Origin of the sequence: Sediminicoccus sp. KRV36 (assembly GCF_023243115.1) — a bacterium.
Taxonomy (GTDB): domain Bacteria; phylum Pseudomonadota; class Alphaproteobacteria; order Acetobacterales; family Acetobacteraceae; genus Roseococcus.
Genome location: NZ_CP085081.1, coordinates 339,268 through 358,672, shown reverse-complemented (window position 1 = coordinate 358,672; position 19,405 = coordinate 339,268). Strand labels below are relative to the sequence as shown.

Genomic DNA, 19,405 nt, shown 5'->3' with positions numbered 1-19,405 from the left:
TCAGGACCAGGTGTTCCAGGGCGCGCGCCCAGCCTGCCAGAGCCCTTCCAGATGGTTCTTGTCCCGCAGCGTGTCCATCGCGTGCCAGAACCCGTCATGCTGATAGGCGCCCAGCCGGCCCGCAGCCGCCAGACCTTGCAGCGGCTCCGATTCCCAGGCCGTCAGATCACCCGGAATCGTCTCCAGCACCGAAGGCTCCAGCGCAAAGAAACCGCCATTGATGTAGCCGCCATCACCCGCCGGCTTTTCCTGGAATTCACGCACCATCCCCTGCTCGATCCGCGTCGAGCCATAGCGGCCAGGCGGCTTGACCGCCGTCAGCGTCGCAGCCGCCCCCAATTCGCGATGCCGCGCCAACAGCTTCTCCAGCGAAATATCCGCCACCCCATCGCCATAGGTCATGCAAAAGGTCTCGCCCGGCGTCAGCAAATGTCCAATCCGCTTGAGCCGCCCGCCCGTCAGGGTCTCCGCACCCGTATCCACGATGGTCACACGCCAGGGCTCGGCCGAATTGCGGTGGTACTCCACCGTATGCGCCGCCAGATCAATCGTCACATCCGAACGATGCAGCACGTAATTCGCGAAGTATTCCTTGATCATATAGCCGCGATAGCCGGCACAAATGATAAAGTCCGTCGCCCCCTGCGAGGCGTAGATCTTCATGATGTGCCACAAAATCGGATAACCGCCGATCTCAATCATCGGCTTGGGACGAAGGTGGCTCTCCTCAGAAATACGCGTGCCAAGCCCGCCAGCCAAAATCACCACCTTCATGCTGCGTCTTCCCAAAACATGCCGGCACCCAACAAAATGACCCAACACACAAAAACGAAAAATAAACCCACACAAGCAGCGCCTGCTAAATCATCAATCAAGACATGTCCATGCCAACCGGGGCCCCAAGGGCGCCCCCAACGGAGGCTGCGGCACCCAAGGCAGGCTGGCGCCACAGCGCCTCATGCGCGGCGACGCAACGGCCAAGATCAAAGCGAGCACGGGTATCAGCGCCCAACTCCCGCCAGGTCAAAGCATCAGAGTTGGCAACCGCCACGATGGCCGTCGCAAAGCCCGCCACATCGCCCGGCGCCACCAGCGCCTCGGCTGGCAGCCCCAGCGCCGGCACATCGCCCACCGCGGTCGCCACCAGACGCCGCCCAGAGGCCAGCGCCTCGATCGCGATCATGGGCAACGCCTCGCCATGGCCCGAACCGAGCAGCACCAGATCCATGGCGGGCAGAATCTCCTCCATATGGTCGAGCGGCGGCAGCAGACGGACCACATCGGCCAGTCCGTGCCGCGCCACCAACCCGGCCAGGGCCGGCGCGTCGGCCACCCCGCGGCCAGCCATCACAACGGCGATCGGCGGCAGCGCCGGGCGGGCACGGGCGATCGCCTCCAGCACCAGCGGAAAATTCTTCTGTGCATCAAAGCGAGCGAAATGGCCGATCACCCAGGCCCGCGGATCAAGCCCGAGCCGCGCGCGGCCGACCGCCCGCAACGCCGGGTCATCGCGAAACCGCGTCGTCTCGATGCCATTGAGGATCGTCACCGAGCGGTCGGGGGCGTAGCCGCGCGCCTCATGCAGGCGCCTCGCACTGTCAGCGCAATAGATCACGCGGGCCGGCACATGCCCCAGCCAGCGCGCGCAGATCTGATCCACGAGGCGCAGCTTGAGTGCCCCAAGACCTGGCGCAAAACTGGTGTTGTGGATGGACCACAGCACCGGCGTGCCAGGGCTGCGCGCCATCGCCGCCAGCAGATTGCCGTAATACAGCCAGCCCTGCACCAGATCGGGCTGCCAGTCACGCTGGATACGGCGTAGCCGCCGCAGCGCGCCGGGCAAGGCCAATGCCAGCCGAGGCCCCACCCGGCCAGGCAGGTTGAGCGACAGGATCTCGGCGCCGGGCGGGCGAAAAAACACCCGGTCAAACAGCACCACCACACGATGCTGGATGTCAGGCGAGGCAGCCTCGATCAGCGATGCCAGCAACCGCTCCGCGCCGCCCTGCTCCAGGCTGGGAATGACATGCAGAACCCGCCGCCGCGCCGTCCCCGTCACCGCAGGGCGCGCTTCAGGCCATAGACAAAAAACCGCGGCCAGGAGAGGCCCATGATCCGGCGGTAGCGCCGCACCAGAAAGCTGCCATAGGCCAGCGCCAGGTCCCATCGCCGCGGCTGCTTGATCAGCACCTTCGCCATCTGCGTGCCAAACACCGCCAAAGCCCCCGGCGCACAACGGAAAATCGCCCGCAAATCATCATTCGGCGGCGTGCACGCCGCATCAATGATCGCCCGCAGCACGCGGGACTGCCGCTCCGGATCGCGCATGCCAGTGCCCGAATAACCGCCCGGGCTCTCGCGGATCACACCAAGCCCCTCCGGCACCACGCAAACACCATGGCGCAGCGCCACCGCGTAATAGGTGAACCAGTCCGAATGCCATTCCTGCGCCGCGATAAAGCCGCCCACCGCCTGCACCGCGTCGCGCCGCGCCACGATGGCGTTGGACGTCATCCACACATAGCCATCGACGAACTCCTCGCGCAGCCGGGTCGCCGGCATGAACTCCGGCAGATGCGCCAAGCCGAACGAGCCAGGCATCATGCGCGACTGGTTGATCACCCGCCCCGTCGTCGTCAGCACCATGTATTCGGAAACGCTCATCCCCGCCTGCGGGTGCCGCGAAAGCGCCGCCATATGCGCCTCGAGAAAGCCGGGATACAGCTCATCATCCGCCGCCGCGCAGACGATGTAGTCGCCCCGCGATTCCTCCAGCAGGCGGTTGATGGTGTATTGCATGCCCCGATTGCGGTCATTGCGCAGCAGCCGCAAATTCGGAAAGCGCGCGGCAAACTCCTCGATCACGGCAACGCTCTCATCCGAGGAGCCATCGTCAATCACCAGAATCTCATCCGCAGGGCGGGTCTGCCCGCACGCGCCACCCAGCGACTGATGCAGATGCTGCGCATGGTTGTAATTCGGAATCAGGATGGAGACCGTCGCCATTGAATTGACCCTTGCATGGCCGTCAAAATATTCACCGCGATGCCTACAAGCCGATGCAACACTTTGCAACACGGTCCTGCCACGCCAAGGCCATTCCCAAACCCGCCAGAATGGACGCGCCGCAGCACCCCAACAGCCCAAGCACCCGCATCCGGCACGCAATCCTGGACCAAAGGCACCGCGCCTGCCGCAACGCATCGCCAGCCCATCCTCCACAATCCGCGTCGGCTTGCCAGGCGACAAGCCCGAGCGGTTGCCCAGGCGGTGGGCTTCGGAGGTCATTCCGCGCCGCGGGATGGTGGAGTGCACATCCCGCTGGATGATCCGCTGACGACGATGAGAGGCGTCTCAAACGGTCCGATGCCATGATTCACGCTGCGCTGGTCGCCCTGATGCTCCGTCGCGTCGCGCATCGCTGATTATTGAACGGACTCTCAGACCACCGCTGCCGTCACTGATGAGCTCGCGTGCTGGTGGAAATTCGGCCGCATCAACGCGCAGCACAGCGGGGCGCGCGGCGACAGGAGGCGCGGCGGGGCTGGCGTCCGAAGTAGTACCGGCTTGGGACGCGGTGGGCCGAACCTCCGCTACATCAGAATGACACGCGGCCACGTGGCCGCACGGCGTTCAACGGGTCCCGAAACTACCGCGCCACAATCGCCATCTCGATCTGGCGCGAGGCTTCACGTCGGTCCCTGCGATACAGCGCCGCGCGTGCCTCACTGATATGAGCCAGGCGCGCGTCGCGCATCGGCTCCGCAGCCACAGAAGGTTCTGTGCTGCGGCTGAGCAGGCGGGTCGCGGCGCGTTCCAGATACTCGTTGGCCTGGCCAAATTGCCCGGCACGCAGCGCGTCCTGCGCCTCCTTCAGCCATTCGCGGCTGGTTTCCGTCTCCAGCGCCGTGGCGTCGCCGCGCCGGCTTTCGCGGTTCTGATGCGGGACCGAGGCTTCGCCCTGGCGTCGCATCTCACGATGCTGTTCGGTGATCCCGTCCTCGCGCGTGTTCCCCTTGTCGGGCTGCGCGAGGGCGGGCGTGGCCAGCAGCAGGACTGCAGTGGCCAGAATGGAGAGGCGTTGCATGTCCCGCTGCCTGCCTCAGTAGCGCTGCAGCACGACGGCCGGCGGGGCGATCACGGTCTGGCTCGGGACCACCACGCGTTCCTGCACCACGACGGGCGAAGCGGGCGGGTTGTTGACGGTGCAGGCCGCGAGCAGCGGGGCGGCAAGCGTCGCGGCGATGGCGGCGAAGTGGGAGAGGCGCATGGGGAATTCCTTGGGAAGGGGCGGCCGCACAACTGCGGTCCCTTCTGCAACGCCGCATGACGGGCCGCGGTTGCCGCGCCGCTTCGCCGAGACCGGGCTAGGCTGGTCCGCCTGGTCCATTGAAGCCGCGCCAGGCGCTGCCCGCGCGCTCCGCCCAGACTGAGCCTCCCATGTCCAGCGCGCTCAGCCCAGGCTGAGCGCGACCAACATCACCACGCCGATGGCAATCCGGTACCAGCCAAAGGGCGTGAAGCCGATGCGCCCAATCACCGCCAGCACCGCCCTCACCGTCACCAACGCCACAAGGAAGGCCGTGACAAAGCCAATGCCGATCTGCGCCATCCCGTCGAACGAGAGCTGGTCCCGCGCCTTCAGCAGGGAATAGGCCGTGGCGGCCAGCATGGTCGGGATCGCCAGGATGAAGCTGAACTCCGCCGCTGTCTTGCGATCCACGCCACAGAGCAGCGCTGTGATGATGGTGGCCCCGGAGCGTGACGTTCCCGGGATCATCGCCAGGGCCTGGCCGAAGCCGATCAGGATGGCGGCCAGCGGCCCGATCTCGGGCACGGAGCGGATGGTGGGAACGCGGATCGTGCGCTCGATCACGATGATCACCACGCCGCCGATGATGAGCGCCACACTCACCACCCAGGGGTTGAACAGCAGCGCCGTAATGGTGCCGTGCAGCGTCGCGCCGATCACCATGGCGGGCAGGAAGGCGAGGGCGATATTCACCGCGAAATAACGCTCCGGCGTGCGCGGCTTCCACATGCCCAGCGCCACATCCAGCAGCTTGCGCCAGAAGACGACGATGACGGCCAGAATGGCGCCCAGCTGGATGGAAATCTCGAAGACCTTGCCCGGCGGCCCTTGGAAACCCAGGAACTCACCGAGCAGGATCAGATGCCCGGTGGAGGAGATGGGCAGGAATTCGGTCAGCCCCTCGACCAGGCCCATGAGGAATGCGTCAAACATCACAGGCTCTCCAGGTAGGACGAACGCCACCGATTCACGCGCCGTCTCCGACGGCACGATCGGAGGCGAGGACCAGATCATCCCGATGGATGATCTCGTCCCGGCCGCGCCAGCCCAGCAGCGCCTCGATCTCGGCGCTGCGGTGGCCGGCGATACGTGCCGCATCCGCCGCATCATAGGCTGACAAGCCGCGCGCCAATTCGCGCCCCGCCTCATCCGTCACACTCACCGGATCCCCGCGCGAGAAATCGCCCGTCACCGCCCGCACCCCGGCCGGCAGCAGCGAGCCGCCGCGCAGCAGCGCGCGCGCCGCCCCGGCATCCACCACCAGTGCGCCATGCGGTTGCAGGCTGCCGCTGATCCAGCGCTTGCGCGCCGTCCGCCCCTCGGGCGAGGCGAGGAACCAGGTGCAGCGCTCACCCGCGGCGAGGCGCGCCAGCGGATGCGGGGCCTGGCCCAGCGCAATGGCCATCGCGCAACCGGCCCCCGTGGCGATCCGCGCCGCAATCAGCTTGGTGCGCATGCCGCCGGAGGAATAGCCCGGCGGCGGCTCACCCCCCATGGCCATGATCTCATCCGTCAGGCGCTCCACCACCGGCAGATGCTGGGCGGCAGGGTCGCGGCGCGGGTCGGCGGTGTAGAGGCCGTCAATGTCGGAAAACAGGATCAGCGCATCCGCCGAGATCATCTCCGCCACGCGTGCCGCGAGGCGATCATTGTCGCCGAAGCGCAATTCGGCGGTCGCTACCGTGTCGTTTTCGTTGATCACCGGCACGCAGCCGAATTCCGCCAGTGTCGCCAATGTGGCGCGGGCATTGAGGTAGCGGCGGCGATCCTCGCTATCCTCGAGCGTCAGCAGCAATTGCGCGGCGCGCAGCCCATGCGCCGAGAGCGCCTGCTCCCAGGCGCCGGCCAGGCGAATCTGCCCGACGGCCGCCGCCGCCTGCTTCTCCTCGAGCTTCAGCGTCTTGCGCGTCAGCCCCAGCGTGCCCCGCGCCAAGGCCACCGCACCCGAGGACACCACCGCCACCTCCACGCCGCGCGCGCGCAGGGCCGCAATGTCGGCGGCGACGGAATCGAGCCAGGCGAGGCGCGGCTCGGCCTTCTCCACCAGCAGGGCGGAGCCGATCTTCACGACGATGCGGCGGGCGTTGTTCAGCGGTGACATGGCGGGTGTCCTCTGCGGGTTTTGCGCCAGGGCGGCAAGTCTCCCCTCGACACAACCCTGGCGTGTTCGCATGATCGCGCCATGCGTGCATTCCTCCTGATGACCCTCCTGGCCCTCGCCGGCTGCGATATCCCGCCCCCCCTGGCCCGCTTCCTGCCGAATGGCGAGCCGAACCGCCTCGCCATCGCCGAGGCTGAAAGCGCCGAGGCCGAGGAAGATGCGGGGGAGGTGCTTCGCCTTGCCCTTGGCCGGCGGCGCGCCACGGCCACCTTGATCCAGCAGCAGGGCACGCGGCGCATGTGGCGCGCGCCGGGCGGGGTGATTGTGGCCACGGATGGCGCGCGCGTGGTCGGCACGGCGGGGCTGCCGCAAATGGTCATGGCGACGCGCTTCGACGGCGTGGACCCGCTGACCGACCCGCGCGCGCTGCTGGCCCGCAGCGCCGAGGCGCGGCGCCTTGTGGATATCTCAGGCGCGCGGCGCGATCCGGCGAGCATGCGCTTCGGCGTCTCCTTTGATTGCCGCCTGCGCGGCGCCGAGACGGAGGATGGCTTCATCCTGATCGAGGAGCGTTGCCGGGTGCCGGGCTTTTCGCCCGTGGTGAACCGCTTCTGGGCGGATCGGGAGACCGGCGCCGTGGGCTATGCGGAGCAATGGATCGGCCCGGGCCTTGGCGCCCTCGCGCTGGATTTCGAACCGGGCCAGTGATCGGCCTTTTTTCCGCACCTGTTCTGCACTAACATCTGAATGTGGTGCCTCGGGGGAGGCGCCTTGGGGGCTTCCGACGTGACGTGCAAGCTGTGGGGCCATGGGTGGCGCTGCTTGACGCTGTTCACGCTGCTGGCAATGGCCGGCTGCGGCACCTCCCGCATGCCCAGGCCACAGGGCGTTCCCCAGGCGGGTGCCAACCTCGAACTCTCCTGCGTGCCCTATGCCCGCGCCCGCTCGGGCATCGAGTTGCGGGGAGATGCCTGGCAGTGGTGGGATGCGGCGGCCGGGCGTTACACCCGCGCCCGGCGGCCCGCGCCCGGCAGCGTGATCGTCATGGCGCGCACCTCACGCCTGCCCTCGGGCCATGTCGCGGTTGTCTCGCGCGTGGTGTCGGCGCGTGAGATTCGGGTGGATCACGCGAATTGGGCAAGTGGTTCGGCCCGCGGGCGCGTGGCGCAGGACCAGCCGGTGCTGGATGTCTCACCCGGCAATGACTGGACGCAGATTCGCGTCTGGTATCCGCGCATCAATGACTACGGCAATACGGTCTTTGCCGCGCATGGCTTCATCCTGCCGCGAATGGACTACGCCGCGCGATAGCCCGGCGCAGGACGCGCGTCTTGCCTGACATGATCAAGCCGGCGCGGCATGACGCAGTTCAATCTGTCCAGGCCGGACCAGTCCTTGTCTATTATAATCTGCAGCGCCTTCGGCTCGCCTGACAGTCTTCGGGGCGCCAAACGCACCACCGCAGCCGCGCATCCCACAGCCTGCCCGGCTCACGACCGATTGAGCCTGCCCGCACGGCACCGCCGCGAAGATCACGGCTTCCAGCATGGTGAGTGGGGGAGGCTGAGCCGGTCGGCCGGGAAGTCGGTCAGGCAGGTCTGCCTGTGGCGCCTGAGGATGGCCGAGGCCAGGGTGCCGTCCCCACGCTGCCGGCGTCATGCAACGCTGGCGGATGATCTGCGCCACGGTGGGTCACAAGGCGAGGGCAGGACCAAATGCCATGCCGCCGTCGCCGTGGGCAGCGGGCGCCACATAAGACACAGCGCCCGGCGCATGGCCGTCCAGGGGCAGGACAAAACAAGCGGAAAACTTGGTAGCGGCGAGCGGACTTGAACCGCTGACCCCGGCATTATGAGTGCCGTGCTCTAACCAGCTGAGCTACGCCGCCATCCAATGAGGCGCGGAGGTAATCGCCACCCCCGCTTCTGTCAACTGAATGGCGCTATTGGGTGCTGCCGGGCTGCCATCCGCCAGGGAATCCGCCTCAAGGCATACGGATGCGGAGCAGAGCGCATCAACACGCCGCGCCCGAGCGGCCATGCCCTGCGCAGGCGAGGCGGAAAGACGCACCGCCCTGGGACAATCAGCGATACGCGCCACCGGCGGCGCTTCGGCCCAACACGCACTGACCTGGAGCTGCATGGCCCGGCGCGCCCATCCGCGTCCGGCCGGCCGTCGTGGTCAGGCGGGCCTCGCCCCCAGCGCGCGGTCCAGCAGCGCTTCGATCTGCGCTGGGTCATCCCAACGCAGGGTCACGCTCACCACCCGCACGCTGCTCTGGAATTCGGGGGGAATGCGCACCCAGTCCTTTCGCGTGGTCACCGGAATGGCGCCCAGCCCCTCGGCCTGGGCCAGCAAGGCACGGATATCGCCGGCATCGAAGGGGTAGTGGTCGGCGAAGCTCTCCGTGCCCGCAACCACCGCACCGCCCAGCCGCAGCGTGGTGAAGAACTTGCGCGGATTGGCGATGCCGCAGAACGCAAAGACATTCTCCCCCGCCAGCTCGGTGATTTCAGGGCCGGGGACGAGGTCCCCGCGCAGCACCGGCAAGTCAGCAGGCAAGAGAGCGAGCGCCCCGGTGTCGTCGCCGCCGATCAGCACCGCCGCGTCGCAGCGGGCGGCGGCGGCAGCCACGCTCTCGCGCAGCGGGCCGGCCGGGATGACATGGCCATTGCCGAAGCCATAGCCGCCATCAATCGTCAGCAGAGTGAGCGTCTTGGCCAGGGTGGGGTTCTGCAGGCCATCATCCATGACGATGGCGCCAGCCCCTTCCGCCACGGCACGCTGGGCGCCGGCGGCACGGTCCGCACTGACCCAGGTGGGGGCCAGGGCCGCCAGCAGCAGCGCTTCATCGCCCACGGCCTCACTGTCGTGCCGGCCTGGTTGCACCTGGACCGGCCCCTTCACCGAGCCGCCATAGCCCCGCAGCAGGAAATGCGCGGCGGTCCCGCGCGCCTGGATGCGGCTGCCGATATCCATGGCCAGTGTGGTCTTGCCCGCGCCCCCTGCCGTGGCGCCACCGCAACAGATCACCGGCACGGGGGCCTGCCAGCCGGGCCGCGTCATGCGCCGGGCCGTTGCCGCCGCATAGATGGCAGCCACGGGTGAGAGCAGCAGGGGCGCAATTCCCCCACGGCGACCCCAGAAATCGGGCGCTCTGATGCTGATCGTTCAACCCTTTCCCAAATTCCTGGCCTTAAACCCCTGGCCCAGGGCCTCGGCTCAAGCCTTCTCCACGGCGCCATCCGGTCCAACCAGGGCCAGCAGCGCTTCCGCCATCCGGCCCGGCAGGTCGGAAGCGCTGGAAACCCAGGCGCCGGCGGCACGGGCCATGGCAGCCGACGCGTCGGGATGGGTTAGCATATCCGCCATGGTCGCCGCCAGCGCGGCCGCATCCTGCACCTGGCGGGCGCCGCCAGCCGCGAGCAGGCCGCCGCTGGCCTCCTGGAAATTCTCCATATGCGGGCCGAAAATCATGGGGCAGCCCAACCGCGCCGCCTCCAGAGGATTTTGCCCGCCATGGGGCACCAGGCTCCCGCCGATGAAGGCGATGTCAGCGGCGCGGTACAGCAGGCCCATCTCCCCCATCGTATCGGCGATGTAGAGCGGCCCCGCATCCGGCCCCTGGCCCAGGCTGCGCCGGGGCGCCTCACCCAGCTCCGCCCCGCGCTCGGGGTGGCGTGGCGCGAGGATGGTGAGCAATTGCGGCCAGGAACCGCGCAGCTCGGCCGCGGCGGCCATGATCTGCGCTTCTTCGCCGGGATGGGTGCTGGCGGCCAGCAGCACGGGCCGCCCGCCGATCGCGCCGCGCAGTTCAGTCAGTGCCGCGGCATCCACCGGCAGCGGCGGGGCGGCGAGCTTCAGATCCCCCGGCGGCGTCAATCCCTGTGCGCCCAGCGCCTGGAGCCGCGCGGCATCCTGGGCGGAGCGCGGCATGATCAGGCGGAAACGCCCCAGCAGATCCCGCGCGAAGCCAGGCGCCCAGCGTCCCCAGCGCGCGGCCGTCCGGTCCGAGATTCGCGCATTCAGCAGCGCGAGCGGAATGCCGCGGCCATGGGTGGCGGCGAGCGTATTGGGCCAAAGCTCGCTCTCCACGAAGCCCGCCGCATCCGGCCGCCAGCCATCGAGGAAGCGCGCCACCCATGCGGGCACATCAAGCGGCGCATAGCGATGCAGGACCCGCCCGCGCAGCGCATCGGGCAGGCGCTGCGGCAGCAGGCGGGCGGAGGTCACGGTGCCGGTGGTCACCAGCATCGTGAGGGCCGGGTCCCGCGCAGCCAGCGCCTCCATCAGCGGGAGGATGGCCAGGCTCTCGCCCACGCTGGCCGCATGCAGCCAGATCAGCCGGCCCGGCGGCCGGGCGGCGCCATGGCCTTCGCGCTCCGCGAGGCGGGCGGGGTCTTCCTTGTCCCGCGCCACGCGGCGGCGGAGATTCCAGCGAAGCGCGGGGGCCGCCAGCCCTGCCAGGTGATGCCAGGCGCCACTCATCGCCGCGGCCGGCCAATCGCCGCATCGGCGGCGTCACAGGCGGCGTCCAGCGCGGCGGTGATGGCGGGCAGCGCGGCCTCCGGCGCATCCCGTGCCACGCTGACGGCCGGACCGGCGACGATCACGCCACGGCCGAAAGGCAGCGGGATTTCCATCCGGTCCCAGCTGCGCAGGCCGATGGTGAAAGCGAGCCGCCCGGCGCAGGGCAGTACAGGCTTGCCGCTGAGGGCCGCCAGTTGCGCCACGCCGGGTGCCGCCTCCCGCCGGGGGCCGCGCGGGCCGTCCGGCGTGATGACCATCATCGCGCCCGTGCGGATCAGCCGCGCCATGGCGAGCATGCCCGCAGCACCCCCCTTGGAGGTGGAGGCATGGACCATGTTCAGCTCGAAGCGCGTCACGATATCCCCGATGAAGCGGCCATCGCGATGCCGCGAGACCAGCACATGGGCCGAGGGGATGCCGGCGCGCGCACGCCCGACACGCCAGAGATGCGGCATCACGGGCAGGTTCTCATGCCAGAAGGCGGCGATGACATTGCCGTGCGCGGCAAAGGCCGCGTCAATCTCCGCGCCGCCGATCAGCTGCCAGCGCGTGGTCCGATAGACCAGCGCGAGGTAAAGCCCCAGGAGTTTGGCGGCGAGGGCCTTGAAGGCCGGGTGGCGCGTCAGCCGGCGCAGCATGCGGGGTTCTCGGGCATATCCTGCGCGGGTCGCATGCCGGCGCGCGCGAGGCAAGGGCCACCCCGCTCAGATCTCGATCAGATGCGCCTTGAAGGCAGCGGCGCATGCCGGCCAGGAGAAGCGCTCCGCCTCGGCCCGGGCCATGGCGCGCGGCACATCCATCGCGGCCAGGCAGGCGCGGCGCAGATCCTCGTCCAGCACGCCGCCCTGGCCCACCACATCGCGCGGGCCCATCACCGGAAAGGCCGCGACGGGCGTGCCGCAGGCCATGGCTTCGAGCAGCACCAGGCCAAATGTATCGGTGCGCGAGGGGAAGACCATCACATCCGCGCCGCGATAGGCATGCGCCAATGCCTCCCCATGGCGCCAGCCCGCGAAATGCACCGAAGGATAGCGAGCCTGGAGCGAGGCACGCTGCGGCCCATCGCCGACCACGACCTTGGTGCCGGGCAGCTGCAGCTCCAGGAAGGCCGCGATGTTCTTCTCGACGGCGACGCGCCCGGCATAGAGGAAGATGGGCCTGGGCAGGCCCGCCCAGGCATCGCGCGCACCTTCCTGGAACAGCCGCAGATCCACGCCGCGCGTCCAGGGCAGGATGCGCCGGAAGCCACGCTGGGCCAGCTCCTGCTGCAGGCTCGGCGTGGCGGCGAAGGTGCCCGCACCCGCATTGTGGAAGCGGCGCAGCAGCGCCCAGATGGGGCCTGGTGGAAGCCGCGTGCGCGCCGCGATGTATTCGGCGAAGCGGGTGTGGAAGCTGGTGGTGAAGCGCCAGCCGCGCCGGATGCAGATGGCCCGCGCGGCGAAGCCCAGCGGCCCTTCGGTGGCGATGTGCAGCGCATCCGGCCGCAGCGCGTCCAGCATGCGGGCCAGCGCGGCGCGCGGCAGGACCGCGAGGCGGATATCGGCATAGCCCGGCATCGCGAAGCTGCGAAACCGATCGGGGCCGATCACCTCCACCTCGTCGCCGAGCGCGATCAATTCCGCCGCCACACGCTCCAGCGTGCGCACGACGCCATTGACCTGCGGGCGCCAGGCATCGGAGATGATGACCAGCTTCATCAGGCGGGAAGCACCTCCCGCATGGGAAGCGGCGCGCGCTGCATCGCGGCCCAGTCCAGCAGCTCGAACCGGCCATCGGCATGCTCGACCAGCGCGGTGCAGCTTTCCACCCAGTCTCCGTCATTCATGTACATGATGCCGTTCACCATGCGCATTTCGGCGTGGTGGATATGGCCGCAGATCACGCCATCCAGCCCGCGGCGCCTGGCTTCGCCGGCCAGCGCCACCTCGAACCGGTCAATCGCCTTCACGGCCTCCTTGACCTGGCGCTTCAACCATTGCGAGAGGGACCAGTAGGGGTAGCCGAATTTGCGCCGGCCCAGGTTGAACCAGCGGTTCAGCACCAGAGCCGTGTCATAGGCCCAGTCGCCCAGATAGGCGAGGAACTTGGCATAGCGGATCACGCCGTCGAATTCATCACCATGGATCACCAGGAACTGGCGGCCATCGGCGCCTTCATGCACGGCCTCACGGCGCAGCTTCACGCCGGCGATTTCCAGGCCCAGCCATTCGCGGAACATCTCGTCATGATTGCCGGGAATATAGGTGACCTGCGTGCCGCGCTCGGCATGGTCGAGCACGGCGCGCATCACCGCGTCGAACTCCTCATGCCAGTACCAGGCCTTGCGCAGGCGCCAGCCGTCAATCACATCGCCCACCAGGTAGAGATGCTCGCACTCCACCCTGGCCAGGAAATCCAGCAGCAAGTCGGAACGCGCGCCGCGCGTGCCCAGATGGATGTCGGAGACGAAGACGCTGCGAAGCTGGAGCTTCGGACCACGTGAGGGCATCAGGGATGCTCCGTGCTGTGCATGGCACGGCACATGCGTGGAAGAACCTCGCATTGCACGTGAATCTTCCATGACCCCCGCGCCCGGCGCATGTCTCGGCTCCGCCACGGAACCGACCGCGAATCGTCAAGCAGGCGATGCTAGGCGTGAAGGTTCGGCTGCATGATCTGGCGTCGTCTGGCGGCCGCGCCAAGGCGCTGGCCCGTCATCACGCCACAGGGCGCAAGCACGCTCCGTGGCAAATGGCCCAGGTCTTCCGCGTGCCAGCCCTCGGTCAGGCTGCGGGCAAAACGCGCCCGCGGCATTCGCCGAAGCCGATGGAGAGGAACCCCGTGCGCCGTGCCTGGGCGCGCAGGATCACCTCATCGCCATCCTCCAGGAAGCGGCGCTCCTCGCCCGAGGCAAGCCGCATCGGCTGGGTGCCGCCCTGTGTCGCTTCCAGCAGGCTCGCATAGCCATCGCGTTCCGGCCCGGAGATGGTGCCCGAACCGAACAAGTCCCCGCTGTTCAGGTTGCACCCGTTGGAGCTGTGATGCGCCACCATCTGCGCCACGGTCCAGTACATGTGCCGCGCGTTGCTGTCGGCGATCCGATGTGGAGCAAGGCCCCGGGCGGCAAGGCCCGGCGTGACCAGCCAGGCCTCCAGCGCGATGTCAAACCCGCCCCTTGCCTGGTCCTCGGCGTCGGTCAGGTAGGGCAAGGGTGCTGGGTCGCCGGGCGGGCGGGGCGGCTGGGCGATGCGGAAGGGCGCCAGCGCCTCGGGCGTCACGATCCATGGGCTGATGCTGGTGGCGAAGCTCTTGCCGAGGAAGGGCCCGAGCGGCTGATACTCCCAGGCCTGGATATCGCGCGCGGACCAGTCATTCAGCAGGCAGAATCCGGCGATATGCGCGGCTGCTTCCGCGATCGGAATGGGCGTGCCCTGCGCATTTCCGGGGCCGATCCAGATGCCGATCTCCAATTCGTAATCCAGCTTTTCGCAAGCGCCGAATTCCGGGCCGCCAGGCCGCGCAAGCTGGCCCCTGGGGCGGCGAAATGCGGTACCCGAGGGGATGATCGAGGAAGCACGACCGTGATAGCCGATGGGGACATGCTTGTAGTTGGGCAGCAGAGGATTGTCCGGCCGGAACAGCTTGCCCGCGGCGGTGGCATGATGGATCCCGACGTAGAAATCCGTGTAGTCCCCGATGCGGCCCGGCACATGCAGCGTGCAGGCCGAAGCGTCGTGCAGCAGCGGCGTCAGCCTGGCCTGCTCGGCGCTGCCCTTCGCCAGGGCGGCGGAGAGCCTGGCCCGCAAGGCCTGCCGCGCCTGGCCCCCCCGGCCGAGCAGCGCGTTCAGGGAGCCATCCTGCGCCTCGCCCTCGAGTTCCAGGATGGCATCGCCGATGGCGACGCCGGCTCGCGGTACGCCCCCGCCAGGTGGCGTGAAGAGGCCAAGCGGCAGATTCTGGATGGGGAAATCCGGATGGCCATTTGCGGAGAGAACCCAGCTCTGCCGCTTGGGGTCGTGCGTTTCGTCGAGCATTTGACTGTGTTCCTCTGGGTTCAGGGACGCTGCCCCCTGGTCTTTTCGTTGTCGGTAAGGCCGCTATGATGCCTGAAGCAGGCCCGACCGTCTGCTTGCGCCGGGCATGCCCGTTCGTTGATCATGGCGCGCACCGGTTCGTCCATCCAGCCGCTGGAGACGCCTTGGATATCGGCCTCCTGGTTCACTGCGGCCCCGGGAAGGCCGGCAGGTGGCTGCCGGGCCGCGGCCTGGCATGCGCCGTTCGATGGCATCAGCGCGGGGCTGCCAATCGCGGGTCAGCCAGTCGCGGGGCTGCCAGTCGCTATCACGGTCACGGTTCGCATGGGGCGCTTCGCCAAGGGCTTCGCAACGCGCCTCGTGCATGGACTCATCCGCAGGTTGGCGCGGCGCTGGACCGTGTCAGTCGCGGGTGTTGACCACCCCGGTGCGATTCCAGGCTTTCGCGCCGCCTTCCCCGATCAGACGAATCCGACCGATCCGGGAAGCATCAGAGCCGCGTCTGGCCCGGCTCGGGTATCGAAGGGCGGGAGCCCCTGGCCTCACCCCGGCAGAAACGAATGGCCAGGGCGCCCATCACGCAGGAAGCAAGGAAGGTCCAGGCGGCCAGCGCCGCCATGCTCCAGAGTGGCGGCAGATCGCCCAACAGCCAAAGCAGCCCGGAGCGCAGCACAAGGCCGGTGCCCAGCACACCCACGGCATTGGCCCAGATGGCGACATCCGCGCCCAGCCCGAAACGGCGGGCGATGGCGCGCAGCAGCATCGCCTGGGCACCCAATGCTGGAACACCGGCGAGGGAGGGAATGGCATCCGCCACCGCCGCCACGGCGGCCCAGGGCAGGATGGCCCGCGACCATAGGCCGATCTCCGGCGGGGCAGGCGGGGCGAGGGAGGCCGCGATCTCGGGTGCCAAGCTGCCGATCGCCGCCTGCAGGGCCGTGAGGCCATAGCCTGGCGGGGGCAAGCGCTGCGCCGGGGCGGTGAAATCCACCGGAACACAGCCCGCGACGAGCCCCTCGAGGCCCTCCCGTTGCGCCTTGAGCGCCGTGGCCAGGGCGGCCGGCACGGCGGGACCCGGCGTCCCGTCCGCGGTATAGGGATAAGGCAGCGGGTGCGGGGCTCCGGCGGGGTAGAGCGCGTGCAGATCGGTCTGCACCAGAAGAATGGGCCATGCCACGCCCTGCGCCCGCAATTGCTTCAGCACCGCGTGCAAACGCTGTGGTTCCGGCTCATTGGCGCGCAACACGGCCAGGATCAGCGCCGGCCCCTGCCCAAGACAGGCAAGGTCCTCGGCCGGATCGTATTCCGGGGCTTCGGCATTCAGGCCCGTGGTGACCAGGAAGCGCAGCCGCGGCGCCTCCGGCGGCCAAGCCAGCGTTTCGGCCGTGGCGGTGGCGGCAGAAAGGTCCCGCCGCAAATCCGAGCGCCAACGATCCAGCAGCGCCGAGACGATGCTGGTCTGGCCCGAAACCGCCGGCCCGAGCAGCCAGATGACGGGGATCCGGGTCGGATCGGCGCTGCGGTGATCCGCATGTCGGGCTTGCGAGTCCATAACCATCCTTTTCCGCGAGACGGACGCGGCCACAGTCGCAAACGCCGGCACGCCCCTGACGTTGCAGGTTGCGGCGAAACCCATCCGGGCGCTTTGCGATGCCGCAATCCTCGGCTTATTGCGGAACCGTTCCTGCACCCGGACAAAACACCTCTAGGATGCGCGCAACCGCGCTTCCCCGGAGTTCGCCCCATGCACCTGATCCATCCACCCGAGGAACTGGAATCCGCCGTGGCCGCCGCTGCCGCCTGGCTGAAGCTGGGCACCGAGGCGCTGAGTGTGGCCATCATTCTCGCTTCCATGGCCATCGCGCTGGCGCGGCTCCTGGCCGGGCTGCTGCGCCGGCCAGCGGGCGATGTGCGCATGGGGCTGGCGCGCGGCCTGTCCCTCGCGCTGGAATTTCAGCTGGCGGCCGATATCGTCGGCACGGCGATCTCGCCCGATTGGGACCAGATCGGCAAGCTGGCCGCCGTGGCGGCGATCCGCACCTTCCTGAACTACTTCCTGCAACGCGAATTGGCGGGCGAGGCAGCGACGGCCAGCGCGCCGTTCACCCCGGCGGATGCAGCTCCGCCCGGGCCCGGGAAAAGCTCCGCCGGCCGCGCTTGAAGCCCATCAGCACGGGCGAGATGCCACGCAGCGCCGCAACAGGGTCCGGCGCGTCCACCACCACGAGATCAGCGGGATTGCCCAAGGCGATGCCATATTGCTTCAGCCGCAGCACGCGGGCGGAATTCGCCGTGAACATGTCCCAGGTCTGGCGCAGCTCCGCCGCATCGCCGCGCTGCACCACATTGGCGTAGAGATTGGCCATGCGGATCAATTGCGCGTCACCGAAGGGCGTGAAGGGATTCTGCACATTGTTGGTGGAGAGGTTGCACAAGGCGCCCTGCGCCATCAGCCGATGCGCATCCACCACCCCGCGCCGGATGTCATGGTCCTGGTCACGCCCCATCAGGAAGAGGTCCGTCGCCGGCAGTACAGCGAGTGAGACGCCGGAATTGGCCATCATCCGGCCGATGCGGTCCTGATGCTCGGGCGTGGCGCTGGCGATCTTCGTGCCATGTCCGAAGGCGACGCGGCCGCCCCAGCCCAGCTTGTCCGTGAGTTCGCAGACCAGCGTCAGGTCCAGGTCATCCGGGTTGAAGCCGCTGTCCAGATGCATGTCCACATCCACGTCGAACTCGCGCGCGAGCTCAAAGATGCGGCGGATCTGGCCATGGCGATCCCGGTCATAATTGGGTGCGGCACCGATCACGGTGGCGCCTGATTTCAGCGCCTCGACCATGAGTTCCTCGGTGCCGGGGCTGTCCAGCAGGCCCTCCTGCGGCATCACGCAGATTTCCAGATCGATCGCCCAGCGATAGGCGTCTACCAGCGCCTTCACGCCATGGAAGCCACGCATGCCCACCATCGGGTCCACCTCGCAATGGGTGCGCATGGTCATGGTGCCGTGGCTGATGGCTCGTTCCAGGGTGGCCCGCGCGCGGGCGTTCACATCCTCGACCGTGAAGGTGTGCTTGATGGCGGAGACGCGCTCCATCGCGCGGTGCGGATTGCGTCCGGGCGCGCAGCCGCAGCGATCAATGATGCCGCTCTTGTCGAGATGGATATGCGTCTCGACGAAGCCGGGGGAGACGAAGCTGCCAGCCGCATCCACCACTTCGCCCGCCGTCATTCCCAAATCAGGGGCGATGGCGGTGATGATGCCGCCCGTGACGCCGATATCCACAAGGCCCTCGGCATCGGCAAGGCGGGCGCGGCGCAGCAGCAGATCGAATTCCATGCGGGACAACTCCAGGTGACTGGCACAAGGCTTGCTGAATTCCGGCAAGCTGACCACCCTTCCTCATGGAGATTCACATGCCCACCCTCACCCGCCGTGCCGCATTGCTGGGCGTGCCTGCGCTGGCGGCCCCGGCCTTCAGCCCCCGCGCCTCGGCCCAGGCCGCCTGGCCGGACCGGCCGATCCGCTGGATCGTGAATTTCCCGCCCGGCGGTGCGGCCGATACCCTTTCGCGCATCCTGGCGCCGGTGGTGAGTGCCAGGCTGGGCCAGCCGGTGGTGGTGGAGAATCGGCCAGGTGCCGGTGGCGCGCTGGGGGCGGATATCCTGGCGAAGGCCCCGGGCGACCGCTTCGTGGTGATGATGTCCTCCGCCGCCTCGCACGGAATCGGGCCAGTGCTGTATCGCAACCCGCCCTACGATGCCCTGCGTGATTTCTCGCATATCCGGCTGGTTGGCACCTTTCCCTCCGTGCTGGCGGTGAACCTCGATTTTCCCGCGCGCAACCTGGCCGAGTACCTCGCCGTGGCACGCCAGCGACCGGTGACCTATGGGTCGGGTGGCAATGGCACGCTGAACCATCTGGTGGGGCAGGTGCTGGCGCGTGCGGCGGGGGTGGAGTTGACCCATGTGCCCTATCGCGGCTCGGCGCCCGCATTGACGGATACGATCGGCGGGCAAATCCCCTCCATCATGGAAAGCCTACCCATCGCGCTGCCGCATCTGCGTGGCGGGCGCCTGCGCGCGCTGGCGACGAGCGAGGCCACGCGCCCCGCCTCGCTGCCTGACGTGCCGACCTTCGCCGAGCAGGGCTTCCCGCAGGTGACCTCCAGCAACTGGTTCGGCTTTTCGGCACCGGCCGGGCTGCCGCCGGACATCATCGCGCGGTGGGACGCCGAAATCGCCCAGGCCCTGGCCGACCCGGCGGTGGTGGAGCGCTTCGGCACCATCGGCGTCCGGCCCGGCGCGGAGGGGCCGGCGGGCTACACGGCGCTGATCACGGGTGAGTTGGACCGATGGCGGGCGGTGATCGCCGCGGGCAACATCACGCCGGATTGATGGGTGGGCTGCGGCGGTGGCGCTGACCCCCTCGGCGCCAGGCCCGTTCCCGG

General features: G+C 68.5%; 19 protein-coding genes and 1 tRNA gene. 4 read left to right on the top strand and 16 right to left on the bottom strand.

Going from position 1 to position 19,405, the window contains the following annotated elements; all coding sequences use genetic code 11:
- The 7 genes from rfbF to proB all read right to left on the bottom strand — a co-directional run bounded on the left by rfbF (position 1) and on the right by proB (position 6,413).
- A complete protein-coding gene (rfbF, locus tag LHU95_RS01715; protein WP_248709653.1) occupies positions 1-774 on the bottom strand; it encodes a glucose-1-phosphate cytidylyltransferase in 774 nt (257 codons plus the stop codon).
- 97 nt (positions 775-871) lie between these two features.
- On the bottom strand, positions 872-2,059 hold the full coding sequence (locus LHU95_RS01710; RefSeq protein WP_248709652.1) for a glycosyltransferase: 1,188 nt from the start codon (positions 2,057-2,059) through the stop codon (positions 872-874).
- Positions 2,056-3,078 (bottom strand): glycosyltransferase family A protein, encoded by a 1,023-nt coding sequence (locus tag LHU95_RS01705; protein ID WP_248709651.1) that lies wholly within the window; start codon positions 3,076-3,078, stop codon positions 2,056-2,058. The genes LHU95_RS01710 and LHU95_RS01705 overlap by 4 nt, the downstream gene beginning before the upstream one ends.
- Positions 3,079-3,649: 571 nt before the next feature.
- A complete protein-coding gene (locus LHU95_RS01700) occupies positions 3,650-4,087 on the bottom strand; it encodes a hypothetical protein (RefSeq protein WP_248709650.1) in 438 nt (145 codons plus the stop codon).
- Between the two features lie 15 nt (positions 4,088-4,102).
- Positions 4,103-4,270, bottom strand: a complete 168-nt coding sequence (locus LHU95_RS01695) for a hypothetical protein (RefSeq protein WP_248709649.1) — start codon at positions 4,268-4,270, stop codon at positions 4,103-4,105.
- 183 nt (positions 4,271-4,453) lie between these two features.
- Positions 4,454-5,245: an undecaprenyl-diphosphate phosphatase gene (locus tag LHU95_RS01690; protein WP_248709648.1), complete on the bottom strand. Its 792-nt coding sequence runs from the start codon at positions 5,243-5,245 to the stop codon at positions 4,454-4,456.
- A 34-nt stretch (positions 5,246-5,279) separates the two neighbouring features.
- Complete coding sequence (gene proB, locus LHU95_RS01685; protein WP_248709647.1) at positions 5,280-6,413, bottom strand: glutamate 5-kinase; 1,134 nt, start codon at positions 6,411-6,413, stop codon at positions 5,280-5,282.
- 81 nt (positions 6,414-6,494) lie between these two features.
- Here proB and LHU95_RS01680 point away from each other — a divergent pair, with 81 nt between their 5' ends.
- Positions 6,495-7,121, top strand: a complete 627-nt coding sequence (locus tag LHU95_RS01680) for a YjbF family lipoprotein (RefSeq protein WP_248709646.1) — start codon at positions 6,495-6,497, stop codon at positions 7,119-7,121.
- A gap of 114 nt (positions 7,122-7,235) precedes the next feature.
- Positions 7,236-7,724, top strand: a complete 489-nt coding sequence (locus LHU95_RS01675; protein ID WP_248709645.1) for a CHAP domain-containing protein — start codon at positions 7,236-7,238, stop codon at positions 7,722-7,724.
- Between the two features lie 500 nt (positions 7,725-8,224).
- On the opposite strand, the gene LHU95_RS01670 is transcribed toward LHU95_RS01675, so the two are convergent.
- From LHU95_RS01670 to LHU95_RS01635, 8 genes are all read right to left on the bottom strand, one after another.
- Positions 8,225-8,301: transfer RNA gene (locus tag LHU95_RS01670), tRNA-Met, on the bottom strand.
- A gap of 293 nt (positions 8,302-8,594) precedes the next feature.
- Positions 8,595-9,575 carry a tetraacyldisaccharide 4'-kinase gene (lpxK, locus tag LHU95_RS01665; protein ID WP_248711631.1) on the bottom strand — a complete coding sequence of 327 codons (981 nt, stop codon included), beginning with the start codon at positions 9,573-9,575 and terminating at the stop codon, positions 8,595-8,597.
- A 60-nt stretch (positions 9,576-9,635) separates the two neighbouring features.
- The gene (locus tag LHU95_RS01660; protein ID WP_248709644.1) at positions 9,636-10,901 is read right to left on the bottom strand and encodes a 3-deoxy-D-manno-octulosonic acid transferase; all 1,266 of its coding nucleotides are present in this window, start codon (positions 10,899-10,901) and stop codon (positions 9,636-9,638) included.
- Positions 10,898-11,581, bottom strand: a complete 684-nt coding sequence (locus LHU95_RS01655; RefSeq protein WP_248709643.1) for a lysophospholipid acyltransferase family protein — start codon at positions 11,579-11,581, stop codon at positions 10,898-10,900. Before LHU95_RS01655 ends, LHU95_RS01660 begins: the two co-directional genes overlap by 4 nt.
- Positions 11,582-11,647: 66 nt before the next feature.
- Positions 11,648-12,640: a glycosyltransferase family 1 protein gene (locus LHU95_RS01650; RefSeq protein WP_248709642.1), complete on the bottom strand. Its 993-nt coding sequence runs from the start codon at positions 12,638-12,640 to the stop codon at positions 11,648-11,650.
- Entirely contained in the window at positions 12,640-13,431 is a 792-nt protein-coding gene (locus tag LHU95_RS01645; RefSeq protein WP_248709641.1) for a UDP-2,3-diacylglucosamine diphosphatase, read from the bottom strand. The genes LHU95_RS01650 and LHU95_RS01645 overlap by 1 nt, the downstream gene beginning before the upstream one ends.
- A 274-nt stretch (positions 13,432-13,705) precedes the next feature.
- Positions 13,706-14,956: a fumarylacetoacetase gene (gene fahA / locus LHU95_RS01640; protein WP_248709640.1), complete on the bottom strand. Its 1,251-nt coding sequence runs from the start codon at positions 14,954-14,956 to the stop codon at positions 13,706-13,708.
- Between the two features lie 490 nt (positions 14,957-15,446).
- A complete protein-coding gene (locus tag LHU95_RS01635) occupies positions 15,447-16,508 on the bottom strand; it encodes a hypothetical protein (RefSeq protein ID WP_248709639.1) in 1,062 nt (353 codons plus the stop codon).
- A gap of 192 nt (positions 16,509-16,700) precedes the next feature.
- Here LHU95_RS01635 and LHU95_RS01630 point away from each other — a divergent pair, with 192 nt between their 5' ends.
- Positions 16,701-17,117 (top strand): DUF1622 domain-containing protein, encoded by a 417-nt coding sequence (locus LHU95_RS01630; protein WP_248709638.1) that lies wholly within the window; start codon positions 16,701-16,703, stop codon positions 17,115-17,117.
- Here LHU95_RS01630 and LHU95_RS01625 read toward each other — a convergent pair.
- The gene (locus tag LHU95_RS01625) at positions 17,059-18,294 is read right to left on the bottom strand and encodes an amidohydrolase family protein (protein WP_248709637.1); all 1,236 of its coding nucleotides are present in this window, start codon (positions 18,292-18,294) and stop codon (positions 17,059-17,061) included. The two genes, LHU95_RS01630 and LHU95_RS01625, sit on opposite strands and share 59 nt — an antisense overlap.
- A 77-nt stretch (positions 18,295-18,371) precedes the next feature.
- Here LHU95_RS01625 and LHU95_RS01620 point away from each other — a divergent pair, with 77 nt between their 5' ends.
- A complete protein-coding gene (locus LHU95_RS01620; protein ID WP_248709636.1) occupies positions 18,372-19,352 on the top strand; it encodes a tripartite tricarboxylate transporter substrate binding protein in 981 nt (326 codons plus the stop codon).
- Positions 19,353-19,405: the final 53 nt, after the last annotated feature.